This window comes from Bacillus crepusculi (assembly GCF_014764715.1).
Taxonomy (GTDB): domain Bacteria; phylum Bacillota; class Bacilli; order Bacillales; family Bacillaceae; genus Bacillus.
Genome location: NZ_JACXXE010000001.1, coordinates 444,397 through 456,601, shown reverse-complemented (window position 1 = coordinate 456,601; position 12,205 = coordinate 444,397). Strand labels below are relative to the sequence as shown.

At 40.8% G+C, this 12,205-nt stretch carries 15 protein-coding genes; 11 read left to right on the top strand and 4 right to left on the bottom strand.

Annotated features, from left to right (window positions below; translation table 11 throughout):
* Positions 1–110: 110 nt before the first annotated feature.
* Positions 111–728 carry a nitroreductase family protein gene (locus IEE86_RS02205; RefSeq protein ID WP_191095742.1) on the bottom strand — a complete coding sequence of 206 codons (618 nt, stop codon included), beginning with the start codon at positions 726–728 and terminating at the stop codon, positions 111–113.
* A 139-nt stretch (positions 729–867) separates the two neighbouring features.
* On the opposite strand from IEE86_RS02205, the gene IEE86_RS02200 reads away from it, so the two are divergent.
* Positions 868–1,200 carry a winged helix-turn-helix transcriptional regulator gene (locus IEE86_RS02200; RefSeq protein WP_191095741.1) on the top strand — a complete coding sequence of 111 codons (333 nt, stop codon included), beginning with the start codon at positions 868–870 and terminating at the stop codon, positions 1,198–1,200.
* Positions 1,201–1,275: 75 nt separating this feature from the next.
* A complete protein-coding gene (locus tag IEE86_RS02195; protein ID WP_003215921.1) occupies positions 1,276–1,494 on the top strand; it encodes a hypothetical protein in 219 nt (72 codons plus the stop codon).
* A gap of 39 nt (positions 1,495–1,533) precedes the next feature.
* On the opposite strand, the gene IEE86_RS02190 is transcribed toward IEE86_RS02195, so the two are convergent.
* Positions 1,534–2,007 (bottom strand): Hsp20/alpha crystallin family protein, encoded by a 474-nt coding sequence (locus IEE86_RS02190; RefSeq protein WP_191095740.1) that lies wholly within the window; start codon positions 2,005–2,007, stop codon positions 1,534–1,536.
* A 95-nt stretch (positions 2,008–2,102) separates the two neighbouring features.
* Here IEE86_RS02190 and rarD point away from each other — a divergent pair, with 95 nt between their 5' ends.
* The 4 genes from rarD to bshB2 all read left to right on the top strand — a co-directional run bounded on the left by rarD (position 2,103) and on the right by bshB2 (position 4,399).
* On the top strand, positions 2,103–3,008 hold the full coding sequence (gene rarD, locus IEE86_RS02185) for an EamA family transporter RarD (RefSeq protein WP_191096034.1): 906 nt from the start codon (positions 2,103–2,105) through the stop codon (positions 3,006–3,008).
* A 78-nt stretch (positions 3,009–3,086) separates the two neighbouring features.
* Positions 3,087–3,368, top strand: coding sequence for a hypothetical protein (locus IEE86_RS02180; RefSeq protein ID WP_191095739.1), 282 nt, complete (start codon positions 3,087–3,089; stop codon positions 3,366–3,368).
* Positions 3,365–3,715, top strand: coding sequence for a YojF family protein (locus IEE86_RS02175; protein WP_012010262.1), 351 nt, complete (start codon positions 3,365–3,367; stop codon positions 3,713–3,715). Before IEE86_RS02180 ends, IEE86_RS02175 begins: the two co-directional genes overlap by 4 nt.
* Before the next feature lie 18 nt (positions 3,716–3,733).
* Entirely contained in the window at positions 3,734–4,399 is a 666-nt protein-coding gene (bshB2, locus tag IEE86_RS02170; RefSeq protein WP_191095738.1) for a bacillithiol biosynthesis deacetylase BshB2, read from the top strand.
* Positions 4,400–4,462: 63 nt separating this feature from the next.
* Here the strand turns inward: bshB2 and IEE86_RS02165 are convergent, their stop codons facing one another.
* Together IEE86_RS02165 and IEE86_RS19520 are read right to left on the bottom strand one after the other, a co-directional pair.
* On the bottom strand, positions 4,463–5,839 hold the full coding sequence (locus tag IEE86_RS02165) for an MATE family efflux transporter (RefSeq protein ID WP_191095737.1): 1,377 nt from the start codon (positions 5,837–5,839) through the stop codon (positions 4,463–4,465).
* A 59-nt stretch (positions 5,840–5,898) separates the two neighbouring features.
* Positions 5,899–6,024: a hypothetical protein gene (locus IEE86_RS19520; protein ID WP_003215647.1), complete on the bottom strand. Its 126-nt coding sequence runs from the start codon at positions 6,022–6,024 to the stop codon at positions 5,899–5,901.
* 83 nt (positions 6,025–6,107) lie between these two features.
* Here IEE86_RS19520 and cdaS point away from each other — a divergent pair, with 83 nt between their 5' ends.
* From cdaS to IEE86_RS02140, 5 genes are all read left to right on the top strand, one after another.
* Positions 6,108–6,725 (top strand): sporulation-specific diadenylate cyclase CdaS, encoded by a 618-nt coding sequence (gene cdaS / locus IEE86_RS02160; RefSeq protein WP_191095736.1) that lies wholly within the window; start codon positions 6,108–6,110, stop codon positions 6,723–6,725.
* Positions 6,726–7,136: 411 nt separating this feature from the next.
* Entirely contained in the window at positions 7,137–8,450 is a 1,314-nt protein-coding gene (locus tag IEE86_RS02155; protein ID WP_191095735.1) for a C40 family peptidase, read from the top strand.
* A 75-nt stretch (positions 8,451–8,525) separates the two neighbouring features.
* Positions 8,526–9,104: a superoxide dismutase family protein gene (locus tag IEE86_RS02150; RefSeq protein ID WP_191095734.1), complete on the top strand. Its 579-nt coding sequence runs from the start codon at positions 8,526–8,528 to the stop codon at positions 9,102–9,104.
* An 89-nt stretch (positions 9,105–9,193) separates the two neighbouring features.
* The gene (locus IEE86_RS02145) at positions 9,194–10,072 is read left to right on the top strand and encodes an ATP-binding protein (protein WP_191095733.1); all 879 of its coding nucleotides are present in this window, start codon (positions 9,194–9,196) and stop codon (positions 10,070–10,072) included.
* An 11-nt stretch (positions 10,073–10,083) separates the two neighbouring features.
* Positions 10,084–12,000 (top strand): vWA domain-containing protein, encoded by a 1,917-nt coding sequence (locus IEE86_RS02140; RefSeq protein ID WP_191095732.1) that lies wholly within the window; start codon positions 10,084–10,086, stop codon positions 11,998–12,000.
* The last annotated feature ends 205 nt before the right edge of the window (positions 12,001–12,205 follow it).

Genomic DNA, 12,205 nt, shown 5'->3' with positions numbered 1-12,205 from the left:
GGAGAGAATAATGAAGGCTAAAAAGAGCGTGAGCTTAAAAAAAGTATGGAGGAATAATATTTAAAGCAAATAAAAAAGCCCCAGCATGAAAGCTGAGACTCTGCCATTTTTTATAGGAAATCAGATACTTCTTCGATGTCAAAACGATTGCTTTTATGAGCTTCTTTTGCTGCTTTCCCAACAGAAATCAACATCACTGGCTCGTAGCGGCCGCTCACATTGAATTCTTTCACGTACGCTTCTTTGCTGAAACCGCCCATTGCGCATGTATCATATCCCATTGCTTTCGCCGCAATCATTAACTGCATAGCAGCTAACGAAGCGTTTGAATACGCAGCTTCACGTGCATACTGCTCGCTTTGGTAAGCACCATTGATTTGCGTCATCAGAGTTTCTTTAATGTCTTCTGTAATGAAACCTTGTTCAGCTAGCTCGCTGTAGATTTTTTCGCCATTTTGATTGGCTTCAAGATCACCTAACACAGCAATCACAGCCGATGCTTGAGCGACTTGCTTTTGGTTGTAAGCGATTGGAAGAAGCTTTGCTTTTGATTCAGCACTATGGAAAACAGTAAAATGCCAATGCTGAAGGTTCCAGGCAGATGGTGCTTTTGTTGTAATATCAAGAAGCTCTGTTAGTTCTTCTTTTGTCATTTCATGAGTTGTATCATACTCTTTTACTGAAGCTCTTTCTTTTAAAATGTCAATCGTTTTTTGATCAATCGCCATATGGATATTTCCTCCCGTTTTTGCAAATAGTATGGTACAATAACTAAAAAAGTGAGAAACTTACTTATTGTAACTAGAGATATTTTAAATTGTATACCATTAGTTTGTCAAACAATCATGAAAAGAAAGGCTGAAATTTATGGAATTCCAATTATGTCCACACATTCAGCAAGCTTTTTTACTTCTTGGCAAAAGGTGGAATGGTCTCATTATTCATGTATTGCTTGATGGTCCAAAACGGTTTAAAGACCTGACGGACATTATCCCATCCATCAGTCAAAAAATGCTCGCAGAACGTTTAAAAGAGCTCGAGCAAGAAGGTATTATAGAGCGAACTGTCCTCCCTGAGACACCTGTGAAAGTCATCTATTGTTTAACCGAAAAAGGGAATGCACTCAACGATGTATTCGGAGAGGTATCACGCTGGGCAGGGGAGTATGCAGATTCTCATGAAAAAAAGGAGCAAGCTTAGTTTCGGGTTTGCCCAAACGTTTTGACTCCTGATGAATATGCTGATGTTAGGCACATGACAAAGGAGGAGAAATGCATGTACCCTCATACTCCGTATTTTCGAGGCGGCGCCCCTGGCATTCCGCCATATGAATCCAGAGTCCCTTTGTTTTTTGGTTTTGGCGCTCCTTTAGTCGGCGGACTGCTTGGCGGATTTCTAGGAAGTGCGATTTTTAATTATCCTCGCCCATATTACCCGCCACCACCACCGCCTGTTCCACCGCCTTATGGCGGCGGATATCCACCATATTATTAAGAAAAAGAGTAAGCCTGCTTCAATATCAAAGCAGGCTTTTTATAATGGAATATCAATTTCAGAAATTCCCGGATCATCATGCTTTAAGAACATAATCTCCAAAATCCCGTCTTGATAAGAAGCCTTCGTTCCTTTCCTTTTCACAGCAGCAGGCAGGACGACCTTTTTTTGTGCATTCTCCTCAGGGAAATGATCGATAAACAGCAGATTGGCTGTATGTTTGATTTTTACTTTTTCCGTGTTCGGACGAGCAAGCTCAATTTTGACAAACACATGATCAGTTGTCTCGAACACTTCAACTTCGGGCTCCTTTTCTTTTTTGACGTCCGTTTCTCCCTTTTTTTGTTTTTGAGAGAGTGGGTCCTGAAAAGGGAACTGAGCAGGATAATTGGAGCCGAATACACTTTCCATCACTTGATTGACATACTGCTCAACGTCTTTAGGGTCCGAATTCTTTAAGGCTTCTTTCGAAAATTGCTTTTGAAAAGGGAATAATCGGTTCCAGTCAAACATGCAAATCATCCTTTCTAAATGCCCTGAATTAGTATATGCCCATTCAGCTGAGTGCGTGCTATAATATACGATAGGTTTAGAAAGGAATGGTTAGATTGAACGAACAGCAGCATTCAAAAGGTGTTTTGTATACGGCAGCATCTTTTACATTATGGGGGCTATTCCCGTTATATTGGAAGTTGATGGAGCATATTTCGTCAGGCGAAATTTTAGCGCACAGAATTGTCTGGTCATTTATTTTTATGTGCGGTATTCTCCTTTATCTAAAGCAAGTCCGTCCAGCGATGCAGACTGTGAAAGGGCTGATGATGGATGGAAAAGCACTTTTCTCATTACTTTTATCTGCTATTTTAATTTCGGTCAACTGGTATGTGTACATTTGGGCGGTCAACCATCATCTTATGCTAGAAGCAAGTTTAGGGTACTATATTAATCCGTTAGTATCCGTTTTATTAGGGATCCTTTTCTTGAAAGAACGACTGAATAAAATGCAAACGATCGCGATACTCATTGCCGCCGCTGGTGTGATCATTTCAACGGTCCAGTATGGCTCATTTCCTTTCGTTGCTCTTTTATTAGCCTTTAGCTTTGGTTTCTATGGACTGATTAAAAAAAGGATGAGCTTTACGAGTGCGATTGGGTTAACGATTGAAACACTACTACTCGCACCAGCTGCACTTATTTACTTATTCTTCTTCTTAAAGGAACCTGTGGTCACCATGAACCCGAGCAGCTTCGGATCGCTTGGCCTCTTATTTTTTGCAGGGGTCTTTACAGCTGTGCCGCTTCTTTTATTTTCTGAAGGTGCAAAAAGACTTCCTCTTTATCAAGTGGGTATTTTGCAATACATTGCACCGACGATTACGCTGTTTTTAGGTCTCTTTGTGTATCACGAACACTTATCTGCGGCAAAAATCGTGACGTTTCTTTGTATTTGGGTGGCGATTTTCTTGTTTACCACCTCACAATTACGAATGAAAAAAACAGCGAACTCTCATTAAATAGAACAAGCAGTTTGCTTTTTTTTGAAGGCGGATCATGTCATAATAAGTTGTTACCAAAACTGTAGAGGTGATCACATGTCATCAGCCAATGAGCTTACAGCCGCTTATCAATCTTTATGGAAAAATCGTCAGCTTGATGTCGATGATATGTCTTCTTTACTCGAGGCGATATGTGATGATTTACTCGACGCACGTACCCATCCGCGAGCGAGAAAATCATTACATCAAAAGTATGTGCTCGCTGTGGAGAGAATATTAGAAAGTGCTGTTCATCATGATCATCAATTGCAGCTGATCAGCTTACATACGAAAAAGCTGCGAGAATTAATTCAAAATGAAGGAAGGAACCACTCATGAAACCAATTCAAACGGAGGATGTCACTGCACATCTTGAATCGTTTTTAAATCGTCCAGTCTTCGTTCATCTTGAAACGACTACTGGTTCTTATTCAGCTCATGTAAATGAACAAAATATGACAGTTGTGGCGTATATCCGCAATGCAAAAGTCGTCTATTCACAGGCGAAAATAAAAGGACAAGGTCCGTACCGTGTTGGAATGAAAACAGAAGATGGCTGGATTTACGCAGAAGGATTAACCGATTATGAGTTTGATGACCAGGGCCGCCTTTTATTAGCAGGGCATTTGCCAGACGGAAAACTAGCGATCTCATTACAAATTAGTGAAACACCATTTCAGGTGTAGAAGAAAGGGTGACAAGTGATGAACGAACATGTACTAGTGATGCTGCCTCACCCCGATGATGAATCCTTTGGGGTCGCAGGTCTCATTGCACAAAGCAGAAAACGCGGAATTCCAGTCACGTATGCATGCGGGACGCTTGGGGAAATGGGCAGAAATATGGGCAGCCCAACATATGCCAATCGTGAAACACTTCCTGAATTAAGAAAGCAGGAATTAATCAACGCGTGTAAAGAAATGGATATCACGGATTTGCGTATGCTTGGCCTCCGTGATAAGACGCTCGAATTTGAAGATGATGAGTATTTGGCGGATGTGATGGAAAACATTATCGATGAAGTCAAACCAACACTTATTGTCACCTTTTACCCAGGACATGGTGTACACCCTGATCATGATGCGACAGGGGAGGCCGTCATCCGCGCTCTTTACCGCAAGAAAAAAGAAGACCGTCCTGTCACATACTGCATGGCCATTACGAGAAATAGAGAAGAAGTGCTAGGAAATGCAGATATTGTGATCGACATTACAGATGTAGCCGATATCAAATTAAATGCATTAAGAGCGCACAGAACACAAACAGAAGGCATGCTGAAAGAACTTGAGCAGAAGCTGAAAAATAAAGAACCAGTCGTTCAAAAATGGTTCGATGAAGAAATTTTCTGGACGTATCAATGGAATGACTAAATAAAAAGGAGGCTGTCGAAATCATATCGACAGCCTCCTTTTTTGAACTTCGAATTGAGCCAATTATTTTGCACGCTCATTTTCAAATGTATGGGACAGAGAATATCGTCTTTCAATCAATCTAAGACGGATAAAGAGAACGATGGCACCAGCAGCAAGCCCGGTAATGAGACCGATCCAGTAGCCAAACGCCCCAAATGAGGTATACGTGCCAATCAGATAGCCGGAAGGAAGACCGATGACCCAGTAAGAGACAAAAGCTGCAATGAGAGTATAGTTCACATCTTTATAGCCGCGCAGAGCCCCTTGAATCGGTGCAGCGATCGCATCTGACAGCTGGAAAAAGATTGCGTAAATCAAAAAGTGCTGTGTCAGCTGTAAAACAGGTGATTCAGTTGTATATAAACTTGCGATCTCAGGTCTAAATAACAAAATAAGTGCTGCTGTACATAAAGAGAATAAAACAGCAGTTGCAATCCCGATATAGCTATAGCTTTGCGCGTCCTTATACCTCTTTGCTCCCGCTTCAAAGCCAACGACGATCGTTAATGCCATTGAGATACTAAGCGGTAAAATATATAGAATAGAAGCAAAGTTCATTGCTGCTTGGTGACTGGCGATCGTCACGGTATCAAAATGACCCATTAAAAGCGTGACAGCTGCGAAAATACTCGTTTCAAAAAAGATTGCAAACCCAATAGGAATACCGATTTTCAGTATTTGCCCCATACGGGAAAGATTGAACCGAGGCAGTTTTTGAAATAAACGAAATGAGGCAAATGGCTCTGCCTTGATGACAATACAAATGCTCATGATGAAGATCGCCCAATACGTTATCGCAGATGCAAGGCCAGCCCCCGCACCGCCAAGCTTTGGAAAGCCAAAATTCCCAAAAATAAATACATAATTAAAAACAAAGTTAATAGGAAGTGCTGTTAACGTAATCAACATCGTCACACGTGTTTTCCCTAATGCATCAATAAACGACCTCAGCACTGAATAACCAAACAGCGGGATGATCCCAAAAGCAAGAAAGCTCAGAAAACTCCTGGCAATATCCTCTACGGTTGGCTCAAGTCCAAGTCCTCCTAATATGAAAGGAACGCTAATCGTTCCAATAACGATCACAACGACACTTAAAAGAAGGGATAAATAGATCGCCTGAAAGACAGCCCGGGGAACATCTTCTTTATGACCAGCGCCCATCAGCTGAGCCACAATCGGAGTAACGGCCATCAATATACCGGCAAGCCCTGTATAAACAGGTGTCCAAATGCTAGAACCGATCGCGACACCCGCAAGGTCTTCTGCACTTACCTTTCCAGACATCACTGTGTCTAAAAACGTAATAAGCGAAAGACCCGCTTGTGTGATTAAAATCGGGATCAAAATGGTTAAAAATTGTGCCAACTTTGCTCGAATGCTATTCGTTTTTCTCATCATCAGTTCCTCTCTGAACAGAAATAACGAGAGGAATTATATCACGCTATGTAAAAAAATCAATTCTCTGTCGGATTATTTTTCTTTGATGGCTTCGTTTTTTTAAACATTTGGGCATAAATAAAAGAAAGGCTGACAACACCTAAAATGCTGCAAGCATATTGAATGACTTTCTGAATGGTCATATTGAGTTCACCTCCATACAAATAGAATGTACACAATTTGTTATTTTATGACACAAGACCGGCGAAGGAGGGAAATGGTCAAGATGTTAAATCGTACAAATGAAGAAGCCAGATTTAAATTAGAGATGAAATCACATTTGATGCAAATCATGATGGATGCAAAAAAAATCGTCAATTCTCTTGATGAGACTGAACAATGTTTACTTTGTGACCTCGAATCATTACATGATGAGTTTAATGAAATGCATGCAGAGGCTTCCTCGTTTTATTTGCAATCGTATATGGAAGAATTCACGCCCGGCTTTGCTCAATTTTCATTAGCAATTGAGCATTTATCTAAACAAAAGCACGGAGCACTTATTGTGATTCAAAGGAGAGATGAAGTCGAGGATTTTATTCAAAAAGGGACCAACCTCCATGCGAAAATTAGTGCATCATTAATAGAAAGCATTTTCTATCCGGGAAACCCACTTCATGATGGGGCTCTTTTAGTGAAAGAAAATATACTCGTTTCCGCTGCAAATGTACTGCCGCTCACCTCAAAAAAAGTCAGTCCTTCTCTTGGCACAAGGCACAGGGCAGCCATCGGGCTCTCTGGTATGACCGACGCACTGGTTCTCGTCGTATCTGAAGAAACGGGTAAAATGTCGTTTGCTAAAGAAGGGGTGCTTTATCCGCTTACCGTAAAAGATCGGAAATAAGAAAATAAAAACGAACCGCTGCATTCTTCATTCCGAAGGATGCTTTTTTATTTGAGGAGAAAAAACAGTCAATTAAGTAAAAAGTCATTTGATACAGAAAAATTTGTCATGTAGAATAGAACTATGAAACTAGCAAAGTGCTTGTTTTGACAAATTTCTAAACGTCAACTTAAAAATTCCTTAAAAAATGTTTATAAATACAGCAAACAGCCGATAGAAACGATATGGCTTTGTTTTAGCATTTTGAGTTTGCTGCTCAAACCTATTTGTTATTGCCCAACGTCTTCATGTCGAGTAATATAATAGAAATAAAGATAAAATAGTGCAAGAGAAGCAGAACCATTAAATGCTAAACTCAAAACTAGTACATAAGTCTTATTGAACGAAATCATGAAAGGCGGAGATTCATACATGAAGAAAAAAGTAGTAACCGGCCTCACAGTTTCAGCGATCGCAGGCTCAGCTGTTATTGCTGCACCGGCAGAAGCACAGACGATCAAGGTGAAAAGCGGTGACTCACTTTGGAAGATTGCCGAACAGTACAAAACAAGTATATCGGAGCTTCAATCTCTTAATCAATTAAAAACGACGATGATTTTTGCTGGACAAAGCTTAAAGATTCCTGGTGCAAAAAGTACGAAATCCAGCTCGTCAACAGGTTCAAAGGCAACGCAATCCAGCGCTTCAACAACATCTAGCTATACAGTCAAGCTTGGGGATTCATTATGGCTGATTGCAAAGAATCACAAAATGTCAGTTGCAAGCTTAAAAAGCCTAAACAGCTTAAACAGTGACCTCATTCGACCTGGTCAAAAGCTAAAAGTATCTGGGAGCACAAAGTCGAGCGGAAGTCAGTCATCAAATTCAAACTCAACATCAAATTCCAGCTCAAGCAATAAGACAACGAACTCAAATAGTTCATCATCTAGTACATATAAGGTGAAATTAGGGGATTCTCTTTGGAAAATTGCGAATTCGTTAAATATGTCGATTGGTGAAATCAAAACATTGAACGGGTTAAAGTCTGATATGATTTATCCGAATCAAGTATTGAAAGTAAAAGGGACGGCTGCTTCAAAACCAAGTCAGCCGAAAGCACCTTCAAAACCAAGCAACTCATCTTCAAGTGGTAACTCGTCTTCAAGCGGTCAAACAACATCTTATACCGTAAAATCAGGCGATTCATTATGGAAAATTGCGAATCAGTTTAAGGTGCAGGTACAATCCATTCGTACGGCAAACAGCTTGAAAAGTGATGTGCTTAGAATTGGACAAGTATTAAAAATTAATGGAACGGCTTCTGGCTCGACTGGATCTAATGGTTCTACGACTCCGGTGAACAATAACAAAACCGATGTACCAATGAATGCAAAAATCACAACGATGATCCAAGAAGGTAAAAAGCTAACAGGAATTCCTTACAGATGGGGCGGTAATACACCAGCTGGGTTTGATTGCAGCGGCTTTGTTTACTATCTCATTAACAAGGTTTCATCTGTATCTAGATTAAGCACAGCGGGCTACTGGAATATGATGACGCCTGTCAGCACACCACAAGTTGGGGACTTTGTTTATTTTACAACATACAAAGCGGGTCCTTCTCACATGGGACTATACCTAGGTGGAGGAGATTTCCTTCATGCGAGTGACAGCGGCGTAGGAATCTCAAACTTAAGTAATCCTTATTGGAAAAAAGCCTATTTAGGTGCAAAACGTTTCTTCTAAAAAAGCCGATTTTCGGCTTTTTTTGTTTGCCCTCTCATGAGATTGTCCATACTGATCACAAAAGGGGGCAGTTATATGAAAAAATCAGTGTGGACGATCATGATATGTGTGGTCTTTCTCATATCAGCATGTCAGGCACCACCGAAAAAAGAAATGACAGAAGAAAGTCATGAAGTTGCAGCACCTAACCGTGCGCCAATCACCACTTCATTCATCAATGAAAGTGGACAAAAAATTGGAAGCATCGAAGTTAGAGCATCTCCAGTAAATGGCCTCGATCTTCATGTGAAAGCAAAGGGGTTACCACCAGGTCCTCATGGCTTCCATATTCACGAGACAGGTGTATGTGAAGCGCCAGATTTTGAAACGGCAGGTGCTCATTTTAATCCAACGTACAGGGAGCATGGTTTTGACAACCCAAAGGGGCATCATGCTGGAGATATGCCTAATTTAGAGGTAGGAGCAGATGGTCAAATTGATGTTGTCGTCAATGTACCAAATGTGACGTTAAAGGGAGGCCCTAATCAATTAATTGATCAAAACGGCCGAAGCTTTATCATTCATGCAGAAGCAGATGATTACTTAAGCAACCCTTCTGGAAACTCTGGAAAACGAATTGCTTGCGGGGCGATCACAAAAGAAATGGTAAAATAACAGAAGTCTAACCTTTATGTATTGAGTGCATAAAGGTTTTTTTAGTATACTTGGTGAGGAAAATGATCGAAGAGAGGAATTAATCATATATGTTCAACCAACAATCACTCCCAGAAGAAATTCAAGCAATGATCGAAGCGAAAGCAAAAGAGCTAGAAGAAGAATTCCGTCCGCTGATTGGAACAGGCGGCTATGAATCACAGGATACTACTATCATGCAAGATGCCATGATTGCACTAGCACTAGGAAAAAACGTTCTATTAAAAGGGCCAACTGGCTCAGGTAAAACAAAACTAGCAGAAACTTTATCCGCTTTCTTTCAGCAGCCGATGCATAGTGTAAACTGTTCGGTTGATCTTGATGCAGAAAGCTTAATTGGCTATAAAACCATCCACAACGATGGTCAGGTCGCTTCTATTGAATTCATTGAAGGACCCGTGACAAAAGCGATGAAAAAAGGTCATCTTTTATATATTGATGAAATCAACATGGCGAAACCGGAGACGCTGCCTATTTTAAACGGTGTACTAGACTACCGAAAAATGATGACAAACCCATTTACAGGTGAGGTTGTCAGAGCAGAAGAGGGCTTTGGCGTGATTGCGGCAATCAACGAAGGGTATGTTGGCACAGTGCCTCTAAATGAAGCGCTGAAAAACCGTTTTGTCGTTATAGATGTTCCTTACATCGGCGGCAGCATCCTGAAAGAGGTCCTGCAATCTCAATCTGTACTAAAGGATGAGCGGTTAATCGATCAATTCGTACAGCTCTCATCAGACCTCATTACACAAGCGCACAATGGACAGGTTAGCGAAGAAGCAGCATCGATCCGCGCACTTCTAGATACATGTGATCTTGCACAATATATTCCGCCGCTTCGTGCCGTTGAACGAGGGATTGTTGAAAAGCTAGAAGATGACCGGGAAAAAGCAGCGGTAAGAAATATCGCTCAAACTTTATTCGAGTGAGGTTCTGACTTTTGAAATTCATCAAATTTAATGACAGCAGAATCGATTCATTTCTATTTATGGAATTAACAGATTTAGCTAAAACATTAGCGAAAAGTGATGACGTCGAGCTTGAATACGGTGTGCAGTCCTACTATGAGCCCTTTGAAAAGAAAATTTTCATCAGTCATTTTTGGGATGATCGTAAACAAGAAGACATGACAGCTGGTCTGAAAAGTGATGTTTTCCTGCGTGCAGTAGGGACTGTGTATAGTGATCTGACGGTGTTTGAGGACATGATCCGCTACGCTCGTACATTAACAATCTCTGACCTATGTAAACAATTGTTTATGCTGTTTGAAGATATCCGGATTGAAGAGAGGATTAAACGCGACCGCCCAGGAACAAAAAAGGTGTTCAAACGTAGAAGAGAGCTTTATAGGCGTCACTTTAAGACGCAACTAACGATTAACCAAGAACGAAGCATTTTAACGGATGCCCTGTTTTGTGCGATGTATGTCAAGCTGACAGCAGATTCACCGCTTGAAGAGATTCCGCCCCTTCACGAACGCATCAATCCAATGATTCCGTTTATTGAGTCAAGTCTTGAACGTGTATATGAAGCACATTCAACAACTGACATCGCAGCCATTGTAAAAGAATTGATGGAAGGCTTCGATGAGCTTCTTGAAAAAGATATGCTGAATACGTATTTTTTCTTCCCAGAACTGGACTATGAAAAAGCGGCAAAAGAACCGCTGTTCCATGACTTAAAAAGAAAACCTACATTAAGTGAGGACATCAAAGTTGACCGGGAAAAAGAGGGGGATGAAGACATCCACCAAGAGTATATGGAAGTGTGGCATAGAGAAACTGAAGCGCCGTCAAAAAGCTTCCTTCAATTTGATTTACAGCATGGCGGTAAGAGTGACCTCGGCAAAGATGCAGCAAGAGAAGGTGACGATGGAGACCAGGCGCTTGGAACTGTTCAAGGCTCTGCAAAACAAACACATCGAAAAGATTATTCAAAGCTTGAGGCACTAGAAGAGGCAGAAGGCGAAGAAAGCGGAGCAGATGCTCATGAGAATGGAAAAGAGAACAAATACGCATTTCCAGTGATGATTTCACCAGAGCCGCCCGCGCCAGAACAAATAGACGTGTACAAGCAGCATGCAAAGGCGGTTGAGCCTTATCAAAAACGCTTAAAGCAAATGATTCAAAAAACACTTGAGCATAAAAAAACATGGCCAAAAACAGATCTTCATGCAGGCCGTCTAAGTAAAAAGCTCATTCGCTATTTTACAGAATCTAACCCTCGTCTTTTTTATAAAAAACAGGCACCATCTTCTCAAATTGATGCTGTTTTCACCTTATTAGTCGATTGCTCTGCAAGCATGTTCGACAAGATGGATGAGACGAAAAAAGGGATTGTTCTTTTTCATGAAGCCTTAAAATCAGTCCAAGTCCCGCACCAAATTGTTGGGTTTTGGGAAGATACAAACGACGCAACAGAAACAAGTCAGCCGAACTATTTCAATACAGTCGTATCGTTCAAAGATTCTTTATTTGATGCAGGGCCTTCCATTATGTCACTTGAGCCAGAAGAGGATAACCGGGACGGCTATGCGATTCGCCAAATGACGAAAATGATTTTAAAACGAAGAGAAGAGCAAAAGTTTCTCATTGTATTTTCAGACGGAGAACCAGCTGCGTTCAGCTACGAACAAAATGGGATCGTCGATACACATGAAGCGGTTCTTGAAGCGAGAAAAAAGGGCATTGAGGTCATCAACGTGTTTTTATCCAATTCGCCGATTGAAGAAGCACAGATGAAAACCATTCAAGATATGTATGGCAAGTTCAGCATTTTTGTACCAGATGTCGATACATTACCAGATGTATTATATCCATTACTGAAGAAACTGCTGCATAAAAGCATTGGGGCATAAGGTTTTGCCCCTCTCTTCAAAATATTTTTCGGAATGATTTAAATTTTTTGTTTTTCTGCGAATTTTTTATCTTTAATTGAACAAAGAATGTAGAAAGTAATCCGAAACAGTGGTAGAATATTATTGGAAGCGTTTTATTACATAAATTTGGTCATTGTGTTCTGGAAGTTATATCGAGATAGTGTTCAATCACTTGATGATCAAA